This window comes from Rhizobium sp. BK512, assembly GCF_014194915.1.
Taxonomy (GTDB): Bacteria; Pseudomonadota; Alphaproteobacteria; order Rhizobiales; family Rhizobiaceae; genus Rhizobium.
The window spans coordinates 88,810-102,725 of the sequence record NZ_JACIAS010000010.1; the positions used below are offsets into that span (position 1 = coordinate 88,810).

Consider the following 13,916-nt stretch of genomic DNA (forward strand, 5'->3'; position numbering starts at 1 on the left):
CCCTAATCAGGAGAACAGGGATGACGAAGTCTTTCAGCTTCGGTCTTTTGACCGCGTCTATTCTGGCGCTGAGTACGAGCGCCGCATTTGCGGATTACGAACTCAATATTCTTCATATCAACGATTTCCACTCGCGCATCGAATCGATCAACAAGTTCGATTCCACCTGCTCTGCCGAGGAAGAGGGCAAGAATGAGTGCTTCGGTGGTGCCGCGCGCCTGAAGACCGCGATCGACCAGCGCCGCCAGGCTTTGACGGGCAAAAACACGCTGCTGCTCAACGCCGGCGACAATTTCCAGGGCTCGCTGTTTTACACGACCTACAAGGGCGCAGCCGAAGCCGAGATGCTGAACATGATGAAGTTCGACGCGATGACCGTCGGCAATCATGAATTCGACGACAGCGAAGATGGGCTCGCGACCTTCCTCGACAAGGTGCAGTTCCCCGTCGTCACCGCAAACGTCAAGGCAAGTGCTGCCTCCAAGATCGGCGACCGTGTCAAGCCTTCGCTCGTTCTTGATATCGGCGGCCAGAAGATCGGCATCGTCGGCGCCGTCACCAACGACACGCCCGAGCTTTCCTCCCCCGGCCCGAATGTGACCATTGCCGACGACGTCCAGAGCATTACGGCTGAAGTTCAGAAGCTGAAGAGCGAAGGCGTCAACAAGATCATTGCGCTTACCCATGTCGGCTACCCGCGCGATCTCGCCATGATCGCCAAGATCCCTGATGTCGACGTGGTCGTCGGCGGTCATTCGCACAGCCTGCTGTCGAACACGGATCCGAAAGCCGAAGGCCCCTATCCGACGATGGTCGACAATCCCGGCGGCTACAAGGTGCCGGTGGTGCAGGCCGCCTCCTACAGCAAATATCTCGGCGATCTCGTCGTCAATTTCGATGATAACGGCGTCGTCAAGGAAGCCAAGGGCGACCCCATCCTGATCGATTCCTCCTTCACGCCCGACCCGGCCGTCGCGGCACGCATTGTCGAACTGGCAAAGCCGATCGAAGAGCTGCGCAAGAAGGTGATCGGATCCTCGGAAGGCCCGATCGAGGGCGACCGCAAGGTCTGCCGCGTCAAGGAATGCTCGATGGGCAACCTGGTCGCCGATGCCATACTTGACCGCAGCAGGAACCAGGGCGTGACCATTGCCATCCAGAACGGCGGCGGCCTGCGTGCCTCCATCGACGGCGGCGACGTCACCCAAGGCGAAGTCATCACTGTGCTGCCCTTCCAGAATACGCTCGCAACCTTCCAGCTGACCGGTGCCGATATCGTCAAGGCGCTCGAAAACGGCGTCAGTCAGATTGACCAGGGCGCCGGCAGGTTCCCGCAGGTTGCCGGCCTCAAATTCACCTTCGACCAGTCGAAGCCGGTCGGCAGCCGCGTCAGCGACGTGCTGGTCAAGGACGGCGACAATTTCGTGCCGATCGACAATGCCAAGACCTATGGCGTCGCCACCAACAACTTCATGCGCGCCGGCGGCGATGGCTATGTCGCCTTCAAGGACGGCCAGAATGCCTATGACTTCGGTCCGGATCTGGCCGATGTGACGGCCGAATATATCGCCGCACACTCGCCCTATAAGCCCTACACGGACGGCCGCATCACTGAAATTGCGCAGGCTGTTTCGGAGCAGGCTCCGGCAGCTTCGGCTCCCGCTGCTCCCGCACCCGCGGCTCCGGCGCCTGCTGCGCCAGCTCCATCTGCAGAACCCGCACCGGCCCCTGCCACTCCCGCTCCGGCAGCCTCCGCAACCGCGGCGCCCTCGACCCACGTCATCGCTTCCGGCGACACGTTCTGGGATCTCGCCAAGACCTTCTACGGCGATGGAGCCGAATGGCGCAAATTGTCGGAAGCCAATGGCAGCCCGAACCCGCGCCATTTGCGGATTGGCGAGGAAATCCAGGTTCCCGCCAAGTAAGACGATTTGTCCCGATCATGAGAGCCGGTCCGGGGTTCCCCGGGCCGGCTTTTCTTCTTATAGGGTGAACCGTGAGCGGCCGGCTGCGTATGAGCCGGCGAGGCACGAAAGCGCGTTGGGGCCAGAATGACAGATACTTCACTCCGCCCGGCGGATCATCCCGCCGTCAAATTCGGCAAGGTCGGCGTCCTGCTGGTCAATCTCGGCACGCCTGACGGCACCGATTACACGTCCATGCGCCGCTACCTGCGCGAATTCCTGACCGACAAACGCGTCATCGAGTGGTCGCCCTGGAAGTGGTATCCGATCCTGTTCGGCATCGTACTCAACACGCGCCCGCAGAAAGTTGGCAAGGCCTATGAGACGATCTGGAACAAGGAGCTGAATGAAAGCTGGCTGCGCACCTATACCCGCAATCAGTCGGATTTCATGGCTGAACGCCTGAAGGACCTGCCAAACGTCAAGGTCGATTGGGCGATGCGCTACGGCACCCCTTCGATCCCCTCGCGCATCGAAGCGCTGAAGGATGAAGGCTGCGACCGCATCCTGCTCTTCCCGCTTTATCCGCAATATGCGGCCGCCACTACCGCAACCGTCAATGACAAGGCCTTCCAGAAGCTGCTCACCATGCGCTGGCAGCCGGCATTGCGCACCGTTCCCGACTACCATGACGACGAGACCTATATCGAAGCCCTGGCAAAATCCGTCGAGCAGCATCTCGCTACCCTCGACTGGAAACCGGAGATGCTTCTCGCCTCCTTCCACGGCATCCCGCTCTCCTATTTCCAGCAAGGCGATCCCTACTACTGCCAGTGTCAGAAGACGGGGCGCCTGCTGCGCGAGCGTCTGGGGCTCACCAGGGAGAACTTCATGGTCACCTTCCAGTCCCGTTTCGGGCCGGAAGAATGGCTGCAGCCCTATACCGACAAGACCGTCGAGAAGCTGGCGCAGGACGGTGTCAAACGCATCGCCGTCATGAACCCCGGCTTCGTTTCCGACTGTCTGGAAACACTGGAAGAGATCGCGGAACAAGCCGCCCATTCTTTCAAGCACAATGGCGGCGAGCAGTTCACACATATTCCCTGCCTGAACGACGGTGAAGACGGCATGCAGGTGCTGGAAAAAGTCGTACGCCGCGAGCTGCTCGGCTGGGCTTGATCCCTGCGGCGCCAGATTTTCTGCGCCTGCAATAGATAAAAGCGCCCTGCGCCCCAGATCTAAAGAATGGCCGGCAGGCGATTGCAATCGCGTCGCAGACACGACTGCATCCCGCACATTCACAGCCTCGTGCCTTATTGATCTGGACGCATTTGATGACTTCGGGTTTGAGAAAATTGATTGTCTTCGCCTGCTTGCTCGTTATCGCAGGGGGCGGTTATTTCGTTTGGGAGCGTTATCAGCGGATCTCTGCCAGCACCACTCCGAAAGGCATCGTCGGGCAGGTCGCGTGTCAACTCCGCCTCCGCGATGTCAAAACCAGCAATCTGAGGCCGGACGATCAACCGTTTCTCACCAATTGCCTCATGGGCGGCTACATCACCAAGAGCGACCTTGACGACGTCGGCCTATCACCCTGATTTGACAGGCGCAGCCGTCATTCCTTCCTTGCAAATATCGTGCTAACTCACCACGTCAGTTAGGTGGGCTTAGGGAGGAATACATGCTGCTGGGCGGCTTCGATATCGTCGTGATCGTATTGGTGATTTTTGTCATCATGGTGCTCTTTGCGGGTATCAAGACGGTTCCTCAGGGCTATCGCTATACGATCGAGCGTTTCGGCCGCTACACACGCACGCTGGAACCGGGCCTCAACCTGATCACCCCTTTCATTGAGCGTGTCGGCGCCAGGATGAACGTGATGGAACAGGTGCTGAGCGTGCCGACCCAGGAGGTGATTACCAAGGATAATGCTTCGGTCTCAGCCGATGCCGTGTCCTTCTACCAGGTGCTGAATGCCGCTCAGGCCGCCTATCAGGTCTCCAATCTGGAAAATGCAATCCTGAACCTCACCATGACCAACATCCGCTCCGTCATGGGCTCGATGGACCTCGACGAACTGCTCTCCAATCGCGATGCAATCAACGACCGGCTGCTGCGTGTTGTTGACGAAGCTGTGCATCCCTGGGGCATCAAGGTTACCCGCGTTGAGATCAAGGACATCCAGCCGCCGCGCGATCTCGTTGACGCGATGGCCCGCCAGATGAAAGCCGAGCGCGAGAAGCGTGCTCAGGTGCTGGAAGCCGAAGGTTCGCGCAACGCGCAGATTCTGCGAGCCGAGGGCGCCAAGCAATCCGCCATCCTCGAGGCCGAAGGCCAGCGCGAAGCCGCCTTCCGCAACGCTGAAGCCCGTGAGCGCCTAGCCGAGGCCGAGGCCAAGGCGACGCGCATGGTCTCCGAAGCCATCGCCGTTGGCGACGTACAGGCGATCAACTATTTCGTTGCACAGAAATATACGGAAGCGCTGGCATCGATCGGCCAGGCGAACAATGCCAAGGTTGTGCTGATGCCGATGGAGGCTTCCTCCATTCTCGGTTCGCTTGCCGGTATCGGTTCGATCGCCCGCGAAGTCTTTGGCGACAGCAACAATCCGCCGCCGCCACGCCCGCGTCCTGGTCCGGTGCGTTCGACGCCTCCGGTCGCCCCACCTCCGCCCAGTCCCTTCAATCCCAGTTCGGAGCGATGAGCGATGTTGGCGAAGATCGTCGGCGAACTTGGACCGTGGAGCTGGTGGGTGGCAGGTCTCGTGCTGCTCGCCGCCGAAATGGTCGTGCCCGGCTTTTTCCTCGTCTGGATCGGGCTTGCGGCACTTGCCGTCGGCGTTCTGTCGCTTCTCTTCTGGGATGCCGCCTTCTGGGTCTGGGAACTTCAGGCGATCCTCTTCGCCATCCTGGCGGTCGCTGCAACATTTATTGGAAGGCGGCTGACTTTGCGTAACGACAGGACGGACGAGCCGTTCCTCAATCAGCGCGGCGCGAGCCTTGTTGGTCGTACCGCGACACTACACGAACCGATCCGCGAAGGCCGCGGCCGCATTCGTCTCGACGACACGATGTGGCAGGTCATGGGGCCGAATCTTCCGGCCGGAACACAGGTCAGGGTCGTTTCCAGCAGCGGCCGCGACCTGACGGTGGAACCGACCTGATCAGGCGACTCCGATCCGCAAGAGATCGTGGAAATGAACGAGCCCGATCGGCCGTTGATCGTCGTCGACGACGATAAGCGCACCGATCTTATATTGTTCGAGCAGCGCCATGGCCGCAGTCGCCAGGATCGTCGGCCTCACAGTCTTCGGCGTCTGCGTCATGATGTCGTCGACTATCAGCTCTGCGAGATTGCGGTTGAGATTGCGGGACATGTCACCATCCGTGACGATGCCGCAAAGCCGGCCCTCCGCATCCAGAACGCCGACACAGCCGAAATGCTTGTGCGACAGCACCCTGATTGCGTCAGGCACGGACGTGCCCTTGGAGACGAGCGGCAGGCGGTCACCGGTATGCATGACGTCGGCGACATGCATCAGGCTGGCACCCAGCTTGCCGCCGGGATGGAAGACATGGAAGTCCGTAGCAGTGAAGCCGCGCGCGTCCAGAAGCGCGATCGCGAGGGCATCGCCGAGCGCGAGCTGCATCATTGTCGACGTGGTCGGCGCCAGCCCGTTGGGGCAGGCCTCTTCCTCATTGGGAATTAACAGAGCAATATCTGCAGCAGTCGCCAGCGAGGACCGCGGGCTGCAGGTCATGGCGATCAGCGGAATGGAAAAACGGCGCGTGTAGGAAATGATGCTTTTCAGCTCCGCGCTCTCGCCGCCCTTCGAGATTGCGAGCACGACGTCGTCGCCGGCAATCATGCCGAGGTCGCCGTGATTGGCTTCCGCCGCATGCACGAAAAAGGCTGGCGTACCCGTTGAAGCGAAGGTGGCAGCAATCTTCGTGCCGATATGGCCGCTCTTGCCGACGCCGGTCACGATCACGCGGCCGGTATTCTCCCCAATCACCTCGACCGCTCGGGTAAAGGGTCCGGCCAGCCCATCATCGAAAGCACGCTCGAGTGCTTCCAGGGCGCGCCTTTCAATGCTGACGGTGCGCTTACCCGACTCCAGAACGCTGTTTTCGACGAGTTTTACCGCTCTTCTGATCATGGCAATGCGTTAGACCTTTTCACTTTACCTGTCCACCCGACAATCTTTCCCATGTATGAACACGCGGCCTGCGCGGCAACGAATGATTAACCACAAGGCTTTACGCTTGGGTAAGACTTCGAAGCATTTCAGGCGCGGATTGAATGGGCCAGGGAAAACAGACGAGCAGTGTGACGCCGCTCCGCGCCATGAGCCGTGCCGTCTCCATCACGGCTATCGGCTTGCTGCTCGTGCCCTCAGCTTTCGCGCAGCAGATCACGTCGCAGCAACAATCGGCAGGCACGGCAAATTCCCGCACCACGGCCACGTCAGCCACGCAGCGCAGCGGCGCGGGCAACGCGGCGCCGGACGGCGGTGGCGCGGGCGATGATACGACCACCCCTGCCAACACCTCGACACAGGCACAGGACGCAGACAGCGCAATAGCATCCGCTCGACCACCGCTGCCCGACGACGACATCACCGGTTCGATCCTGGACGAGGATATGCGCAGGCTGAACACCCGCGAGCCCCGCCTCGACGAGACACAGGCACGCAAGGTATCTGAGAGCGTCTCGACCGAGCAGACGCCGGGGATCCCGCTCGGCAGCTTTGTACTGCGCCCGAGCGTCACCCAAACGATCAACACCGAAACCACGAAGGATGGCGGCACGAAAAAAAGCCGCGGTTTTCTCGAAACCGACATGGGCGCGACGCTGACCTCCGACTGGAGCCGGCATCAGCTGACCGTAACCTCCGAAGGAGCCTGGCAGCAGAACATCAGCGGCGAGGGTGAAGAACAGCCATCCTTCAAGATCGATGGCGATCTGCGGTTGGACCTGACGCGCGACACCGTCGGCCACATCACCGGCGGCTATAATTTCTACCGCGAAGACACGGATGATCCGGATGCGATCACCAACGCCGATCAGCAATCCGATGTGCAGGAGTTTACCGGCGGCGCGTCCATCGAGCACGACTTCGGCATCTTGCGCGGGACCGCCGCGCTCGCAATCTCCCGCGCGATTTATTCGGACGCCGAGCTTTCGAACGGTACGACAGTTTCGATGAGCGACCGCAACGAGACTACGGGGACCGTGCGCGGCCGCATCGGCTATGAACTGTCACCCGCCCTCATTCCGTTTATCGAAGCGTCTATCGGCAAGACGAATTACGATGAACGCACCGATTCATCGGGTTACCGGCGTTCGGGAGACAGCTACGGCGGCAAGGGCGGCGTGCAGGTCGATATGGGCGAAAAACTCAAGGGCGAGGTCGCAGTCGGTTATGCGACGGCGGATTTCGACGACAGCCGCCTGAAATCGATAGACACGGCAACACTCGATGCAAGCCTGCTCTGGTCGCCGATCCGCGGAACGAATGTCAATCTGGATCTGCAGACCAGCATCCAGCCGTCGACGGCGGCGGGCGAAAGCGGCTATGTCTCGCATCAGCTGACGACAACGGTCGATCATCAGCTGCGCGACAATCTGGTAACGACGGTTATCGGCGGGGTGACGCTACGCGACTATCCAAGCGGCAGCACGATAAGCGACGAGACGGTTTACACCGCCTCGACTGGTCTTATCTGGAATATCAACCGATACCTCGATTTCACCAGCACGCTTGGCTACGAGCTGACCACCCGCAAGGAAGGCGACGACTCGCAGCAATGGCGAGCCGGCGTCGGTCTCAAATTGAAGCGCTGAACAGCCTTACTTCAGGCGGGCGAGCAGGTTCTTGAAACCGTCTTCGACGGTCGGGCGGATATCCGCGCGCTCAAGAGCAAAAGCAACGTTGGCGAGGATGAAACCGTCCTTTGCTCCGCAATCGTATGTCTCGCCCTTGAAGTGATAGCCGGCGAAATCCTGTTCCTTCAGCAGTTTCAGCATGCCGTCGGTGAGCTGGATTTCGTTGCCGGCGCCGCGCTCCTGGGTCTCCAGGATCTTGAAGATTTCCGGCTGCAGGATGTAACGGCCGTTGATGAAGAAGTTGGACGGAGCCGTACCCTTGGCCGGCTTCTCGACCATGCCGGTGATGCGGAAACCTTCGCCGACGGATTCGCCAACGCCGACGATACCGTATTTGTGTGCCTGGTCGGGAGCGCATTCCTCGACGGCGATGATGTTGCCGCCGCTATGCTCATAGAGATCGATCATGCCCTTCATGCAGCCTTTTTGATCCTTCATGATCATGTCGGGCAGAAGCAGGGCGAAAGGCTCGTCGCCGATGATCTCACGGGCGCACCAGACGGCGTGGCCGAGGCCGAGCGGCTCCTGCTGACGGGTAAAGCTCACCGTGCCTGCCTTGGGAAGCTGCTGCTGCAGGAGGGTGATTTCCGCCTTCTTGGCGCGCTCCTTGAGCGTCTGCTCAAGTTCGAAATGAATATCGAAGTAATCTTCGATGACATGTTTGTTACGACCAGTAACAAAAACCAGATGTTCAATGCCCGCTTCAAGTGCTTCGTCGACGACATACTGAATGATTGGCTTGTCGACGACAGTCAGCATTTCCTTCGGAACCGCTTTTGTGGCTGGAAGGAATCGCGTTCCCAGGCCTGCAACCGGAAATACTGCCTTACGAACTTTCTTATTCAGAGCCACACCGACCTCCTGTTTTGACTATACCGCTTTTAATTCAACGCTATATCGATTTGAACTAGTATAGAATTGCTACCGTTTTGCAAATGGTGACTGGACCGGCCGCCCATGGTAAAGAATTTGTTGACTCCGTTCCTGTAATTTCAGCGTAGGACGGGCATGACGTACCGCCCAGGCTAAAACTGAAGATGACGGATACGACTGCCGATGACCCAAAAATATATAAACTCCCTTCGTGGTCTTGCTCTCGCCCTCGTTGTCGCCACAGCGACCGGACTGGCCCCCAATAACGCAAAAGCGGATGCCCGGTTCCAGAAGTGGATCGCGGACTTCTACCAAACTGCCGCGCAGAGTGGCATCAGTAAGGCAACCTATCAGAAAGCCTTTTCGGGGGTAAGCGAGCCTGACCCGACAGTACTGGAAAAGGCGACCTATCAGCCTGAATTCACATCTAAAATCTGGGATTACGTCGATTCCCGCGTCAATCCCTACACTGTGGAAATCGGCCGCAAGATGGCCGCCAAGTATGGCAAGACGCTGGATCAGATCCAGCGCCAATTCGGTGTCGACAAATCGATTCTGCTCGCCATCTGGTCGATGGAATCAAATTACGGCGCAGTTCTCGCTAAGGATGAGCGCCTTCACTATGTGCCACGCGCATTGGCAACGCTTGCCTATGCCGACCCCAAGCGTGCCAAATTTGCCAAGAAGCAGTTGATCGCTGCGCTGAAGATCCTGCAGAACGGCGACGTGCCCGCCAAGCAAATGACCGGGTCGTGGGCCGGCGCCATGGGCCACACCCAGTTCATACCGACAAGCTATCTTCTCTACGCCGTCGATGCCGATGGCAACGGCCATCGCGACATCTGGAATTCGGTGCCCGATGCGCTGGCGACTTCGGCCAACCTTCTCATGAAGAACGGCTGGGACACCGGCAGGACCTGGGGCTACGAGGTTGCGGTGCCGGCATCCGCCGCCCAGCAGACCGGCAAGACGCGTACACTGGCCCAATGGGCGGCCCTCGGCCTGAAGCGTCCGAATGGCAAGCCTTTCAAGGACGGCGATACCCGCGCCATGCTGAAGATGCCGGCGGGTGCGGATGGCCCGGGCTTCCTGATGACGGCGAACTTCTTCACCATCAAGAACTACAATGCCTCCGATAGCTACGCTCTTGCCGTCGGCCTTCTCGCAGACCAGATCGCCGGCTTTGGCGGCATGCAGCAGCGATGGCCGCGTCCCCAAGGTGCGCTGGACATCACTGAGAAGTTCGAATTGCAAACGCGCCTGAAGACGCTTGGCTATTATAGCGGCGATGTCGACGGCAATTTCGGATCCGGCTCCAAGGCAGCCATCGCCGCCGTTCAGGAGCGCATCGGCATGCAGCCGGATGGTGAGCCGTCGCTCTCGCTTCTCGATGCACTGCGCCGTTAAAGCGCCGTACGTTCAGGCACGTGAAGGGCGCCTTAACTCCTTGAATTTACGCATCGTGCCTTCCGGGAATCGATAATGATTTTCGAGCCGATGCTGTAGAAGCGGGGAAAGCCTGACCTAAATAATACGGGTAGAGTGGACGGAAAGCTGCTGCCTATGCAAAATGCCCGGCAGATGCGGAACTGCCCGATGACAAGAAAAATTAACCGGACCCGATGGATTCGTGGGCTTGCGCTCGCCGCAGCCGCGTTGTCTCTTTGCCTGGGTTCAATGCTGCCGGCCCATTACGCCGAGGCGCAGGAGCTTCGTTATCAGCGCCGCTCCATCCTCGATTTCTTTCTCGGCCGCCGTTACATCGACGAGAATCCACAGCCCGAAATGCGCGACCAGCCGCGGCGGCAACAGCAGCCACGCAGGCGCCCGCCAGCGCAGAAGGCCGTGACACCAATGCGCACGGCGCCGGTCGCGCCCAGCCAACCCGTGGTCCAAAAGCTCGACAACGCCCAGAAAATTCTGGTCGTTGGCGACTTTCTGGCCGGCGGGCTGGGTGACGGCCTCACCGCCGCTTTCGAAACCTCGCCCGGTGTCGTGATCGAAGCCCGCAGCAACGTCTCGTCTGGCCTCGTTCGTGACGACTACTACAATTGGCCCGGCGAATTGCCGAAAATGATCGACGAGCTGAAACCGGCTATGGTCGTCGTCATGATCGGCGCCAACGATCGCCAGCAGATGGTGACGGATGCCGGCAAGGAAAAGTTCCGCACCGATGGCTGGTTCAGCGAATATCAGCGCCGCGTGCTGGCCTTCGGCAAGGAGGTAACGAGCCGCAAGATTCCGCTGCTCTGGGTCGGGCTTCCCGCCTTCGAATCCGATTCGATGACCGCTGACGCCGTGCAGATGAACCAGCTCTACCGCAATCAACTGGAAAGTATCGGTGGCGAATTCGTCGATATCTGGGACGGCTTCGTGGACGAGAATGGCAAGTTCATCGTCACCGGCTCCGATGTCAACGGCCAGCAGGTGCGCTTGCGCACGACCGATGGCATCAACCTGACGCAGGCAGGTCGCCGCAAGCTGGCCTTCTACGTGGAAAAGCCCGCTCGCCGCCTTCTCGGCACTCAGGCGAGCCCCGATCTCGTGCGCCTCGATCCCGGCAACCTGCCGGCGCTGACGCTGCCCAACAATCCGGTTGAACACACGCAGCCGATCAGCCTGTCCGACCCGAACCTCGATGGCGGAGCGGAACTGCTCGGTGCCAGCAAGACACCGCCGGTGACGCTGACGAAGTCGCCGCGCGATCTCTTGGTCGAACAGGGGGAAATGGCCCCCGCGCCGGCGGGGCGTATAGACGATTACCGCATGCCGACGCTGAAGACGACGGCGGAAGTCTCCGTAAAATAGGAAAGGGCCGTTTGCGCGGCCCTTATTGATATTCGGGACTTACTGGGCTGCCGCCTGCGGCCAGGTCAGATAGTAGAAGTTCGAGCCGATCTGGCCAAAATAGGCGTTGCTGTTGTCGAGCTGATCCACGTAGTGATTACCCTGCTTGACGAAGGACGCATCATCGCCGCGCTTCAGATGCGCGTTGAGGAAATCGTTCCAGCCGCTGGCGTCGATATCGGTGCCGGGCTTGCTGTCTGTATTCGCTTCATCCGGATTTTCGACATCCCAGGCGGTGATGGAAACGCCCTGCGTCGGATCGGAGACCGTCAGCGTACCATTTTCAAGAGCGGCGAGCATGTCATGCGCCGTACCACCAGTCCCTTCCTGCTGGGCCGCCTCTTCAAGCTGCTTTTTAAGCATGGCCATGAAGGAAGAACTCGTCACATCGGTACTTTCGCCCGACGTATCGGTCGTCTCCTCGGCCTGATCGTTCTGCGTCGAGAGCGTATCGAGCAGGCTTGCCAGCGCATTGTTGGAAAGTAGCGACGACGTGTCGGGATCGAGACCGTCAGGGCATATTGGGCTGAGACCAGCCGCGTACTATCGATTGCGGAAACCATGGTTTTTCCTTTGATATGGTCCGCAGCAACCTTGTCCCTGCGCCACGGCCAACAGTAAACGCCTCACGACTGAGCGGACGGGGGCATGTCCGGCCAGTCGTCGCGGGCCGGTTCGGGCCTGCGCACGCAAGAATCCTGCGGTTCGGGAATTGCATGGAGCTTGCCGGAGGCCGCGGCGCGTCAACCGGTCGCACCACGAAAAACTCCGCCGGAATACGGCGGAGTTTTATCGCTCGACGAATTATTCGAAGAGGATCAGCTCGGCAGGACGGTGGAGCCCATCAGTGCCTCGTCGATCGCGCGTGCCGCCTGGCGGCCTTCGCGGATCGCCCAGACCACCAGCGATTGGCCGCGGCGCACGTCACCGGCCGTCCATAGCTTGTCGACAGAGGTCTTGTAGTCACGATCGTTGGCAACGACGTTGGTCGATCCGCGCTTGTCGACATTGAGCGTCAGCTTGCCGTCGAGTTCCTTCAAAACGCTGTCATTGAACGGACCGCTGAAGCCGATGGCGATAAAGGCAAGATCCGCCTTGATGACAAAATCCGTACCCGGAACCGGGCGGCGGCGCTCATCGACTTCGCAGCACTTCACACCGGTCAGCACACCGTCTTCACCGACGAATTCGAGCGTCGCGACCTGGAATTCGCGGATCGCGCCTTCGGCCTGCGAAGAGGAGGTGCGCATCTTCGTGGCCCAGAACGGCCAGACGGCGAGCTTGTCTTCCTTCTCCGGCGGCTGCGGACGAATGTCGAGCTGGGTCACCTTGACAGCCCCCTGACGGAAGGCCGTGCCGACGCAGTCCGACGCCGTGTCACCACCTCCGACGACCACGATATGCTTGGCGCCGGCCAGGATCGGGTCGGACGGCCAGCCGGTGCTGTCGATATTCTCGCGACCGACACGCTTGTTCTGCTGAACGAGATACGGCATCGCATCGTGAACACCGGCGAGATCGGTGCCGGGAATACCGGCTGCGCGCGGCGTCTCGGAGCCGCCGCAGTAAAGCACGGCATCATAATCGGCGAGCAACTGTTCGACCTTGACGTCGACGCCGACATTGACGCCGCAATGGAAGGTGACGCCCTCTCCCTTCATCTGCTCGACGCGGCGATCGATGAAGTTCTTTTCCATCTTGAAGTCCGGAATGCCGTAGCGCAGCAGACCGCCCGGCTTCGTCTCACGCTCGTAGAGATGCACGTCATGACCGGCGCGGCCGAGCTGCTGGGCAGCAGCCATGCCGGCGGGGCCGGAACCGATGATCGCGACCTTCTTGCCGGTATGGATCGTTGCCGGCTGCGGGCGGATGAAGCCGAGCTCGTAAGCCTTGTCGGCAATCGCCTGCTCGACCGTCTTGATGGCAACAGGCGCGTCCTCGAGGTTCAGCGTACAGGCCTCTTCACAGGGAGCGGGGCAGACGCGACCTGTGAATTCCGGGAAGTTGTTGGTCGAATGCAGGTTCTGGATCGCCGCTTCCCAGTTGTTGTTGTAGACGAGGTCGTTCCAGTCCGGAATCTGGTTGTGAACCGGGCAGCCGGTCGGGCCGTGGCAGTAGGGGATGCCACAGTCCATGCAGCGCGCTGCCTGTTTCTGCACTTCCGGGTCCGACATCGGGATCGTGAATTCGCGGAAATGACGGATGCGATCCGACGCCGGCTGATACTTCGCCACCTGCCGGTCGATTTCCAGAAAACCTGTAACCTTACCCATATTTTCGTCCCTTACCCTCATGACCGCCTCGCCCGCGGCCAGTTGTCTGTTCAGCCTCGATCGCGGAGGCAGGTTGTTTGTCTTGACCGTCATCAGAACATATCCCTTGTCGCCATCCACGCGGTTGCGC

General features: G+C 60.0%; 11 protein-coding genes and 1 pseudogene. 8 read left to right on the forward strand and 4 right to left on the reverse strand.

The genetic code is table 11. From position 1 onward, the window contains the following. Positions 1–20 precede the first annotated feature (20 nt). The 5 genes from FHX06_RS29565 to FHX06_RS29585 all read left to right on the forward strand — a co-directional run bounded on the left by FHX06_RS29565 (position 21) and on the right by FHX06_RS29585 (position 5,067). A complete protein-coding gene (locus FHX06_RS29565; RefSeq protein ID WP_183881836.1) occupies positions 21–1,925 on the forward strand; it encodes a bifunctional metallophosphatase/5'-nucleotidase in 1,905 nt (634 codons plus the stop codon). A gap of 126 nt (positions 1,926–2,051) precedes the next feature. After that, positions 2,052–3,083, forward strand: coding sequence for a ferrochelatase (gene hemH, locus FHX06_RS29570; RefSeq protein WP_183881838.1), 1,032 nt, complete (start codon positions 2,052–2,054; stop codon positions 3,081–3,083). Between the two features lie 155 nt (positions 3,084–3,238). After that, on the forward strand, positions 3,239–3,502 hold the full coding sequence (locus FHX06_RS29575) for a hypothetical protein (RefSeq protein ID WP_162738537.1): 264 nt from the start codon (positions 3,239–3,241) through the stop codon (positions 3,500–3,502). A gap of 83 nt (positions 3,503–3,585) precedes the next feature. Then, positions 3,586–4,608 carry an SPFH domain-containing protein gene (locus tag FHX06_RS29580; protein ID WP_113211940.1) on the forward strand — a complete coding sequence of 341 codons (1,023 nt, stop codon included), beginning with the start codon at positions 3,586–3,588 and terminating at the stop codon, positions 4,606–4,608. Between the two features lie 3 nt (positions 4,609–4,611). Beyond that, complete coding sequence (locus tag FHX06_RS29585) at positions 4,612–5,067, forward strand: NfeD family protein (protein WP_112544131.1); 456 nt, start codon at positions 4,612–4,614, stop codon at positions 5,065–5,067. Here the strand turns inward: FHX06_RS29585 and FHX06_RS29590 are convergent, their stop codons facing one another. Continuing rightward, positions 5,068–6,063 (reverse strand): SIS domain-containing protein, encoded by a 996-nt coding sequence (locus FHX06_RS29590; RefSeq protein WP_113211939.1) that lies wholly within the window; start codon positions 6,061–6,063, stop codon positions 5,068–5,070. A gap of 143 nt (positions 6,064–6,206) precedes the next feature. On the opposite strand from FHX06_RS29590, the gene FHX06_RS29595 reads away from it, so the two are divergent. Beyond that, the gene (locus tag FHX06_RS29595) at positions 6,207–7,751 is read left to right on the forward strand and encodes an outer membrane beta-barrel protein (RefSeq protein ID WP_113211938.1); all 1,545 of its coding nucleotides are present in this window, start codon (positions 6,207–6,209) and stop codon (positions 7,749–7,751) included. A gap of 6 nt (positions 7,752–7,757) precedes the next feature. On the opposite strand, the gene galU is transcribed toward FHX06_RS29595, so the two are convergent. Continuing rightward, a complete protein-coding gene (galU, locus tag FHX06_RS29600) occupies positions 7,758–8,645 on the reverse strand; it encodes a UTP--glucose-1-phosphate uridylyltransferase GalU (RefSeq protein ID WP_112544136.1) in 888 nt (295 codons plus the stop codon). Between the two features lie 204 nt (positions 8,646–8,849). Between galU and FHX06_RS29605 the strand changes: the two genes are divergently transcribed. Then, a complete protein-coding gene (locus tag FHX06_RS29605; protein ID WP_112544138.1) occupies positions 8,850–10,073 on the forward strand; it encodes a lytic murein transglycosylase in 1,224 nt (407 codons plus the stop codon). A 189-nt stretch (positions 10,074–10,262) separates the two neighbouring features. Continuing rightward, entirely contained in the window at positions 10,263–11,474 is a 1,212-nt protein-coding gene (locus FHX06_RS29610) for an SGNH family hydrolase (RefSeq protein WP_113205862.1), read from the forward strand. A 39-nt stretch (positions 11,475–11,513) separates the two neighbouring features. On the opposite strand, the pseudogene FHX06_RS29615 reads toward FHX06_RS29610, so the two are convergent. Both FHX06_RS29615 and FHX06_RS29620 read right to left on the reverse strand, forming a co-directional pair. Beyond that, positions 11,514–12,076 (reverse strand): annotated as a pseudogene (locus FHX06_RS29615) (hypothetical protein). A gap of 255 nt (positions 12,077–12,331) precedes the next feature. Next, complete coding sequence (locus FHX06_RS29620; protein ID WP_112544481.1) at positions 12,332–13,786, reverse strand: glutamate synthase subunit beta; 1,455 nt, start codon at positions 13,784–13,786, stop codon at positions 12,332–12,334. Between the last annotated feature and the right edge of the window lie 130 nt (positions 13,787–13,916).

Coding starts and splice junctions, on each gene's coding strand:
- FHX06_RS29575 (WP_162738537.1), top strand. CDS start 3,239: ATGACTTCGGGTTTGAGAAAATTGATTGTCTTCGCCTGCTTGCTCGTT.
- hemH (WP_183881838.1), top strand. CDS start 2,052: ATGACAGATACTTCACTCCGCCCGGCGGATCATCCCGCCGTCAAATTC.
- FHX06_RS29590 (WP_113211939.1), bottom strand. CDS start 6,063: ATGATCAGAAGAGCGGTAAAACTCGTCGAAAACAGCGTTCTGGAGTCG.
- FHX06_RS29610 (WP_113205862.1), top strand. CDS start 10,263: ATGACAAGAAAAATTAACCGGACCCGATGGATTCGTGGGCTTGCGCTC.
- FHX06_RS29620 (WP_112544481.1), bottom strand. CDS start 13,786: ATGGGTAAGGTTACAGGTTTTCTGGAAATCGACCGGCAGGTGGCGAAG.
- FHX06_RS29585 (WP_112544131.1), top strand. CDS start 4,612: ATGTTGGCGAAGATCGTCGGCGAACTTGGACCGTGGAGCTGGTGGGTG.
- FHX06_RS29565 (WP_183881836.1), top strand. CDS start 21: ATGACGAAGTCTTTCAGCTTCGGTCTTTTGACCGCGTCTATTCTGGCG.
- FHX06_RS29605 (WP_112544138.1), top strand. CDS start 8,850: ATGACCCAAAAATATATAAACTCCCTTCGTGGTCTTGCTCTCGCCCTC.
- FHX06_RS29595 (WP_113211938.1), top strand. CDS start 6,207: ATGGGCCAGGGAAAACAGACGAGCAGTGTGACGCCGCTCCGCGCCATG.
- FHX06_RS29580 (WP_113211940.1), top strand. CDS start 3,586: ATGCTGCTGGGCGGCTTCGATATCGTCGTGATCGTATTGGTGATTTTT.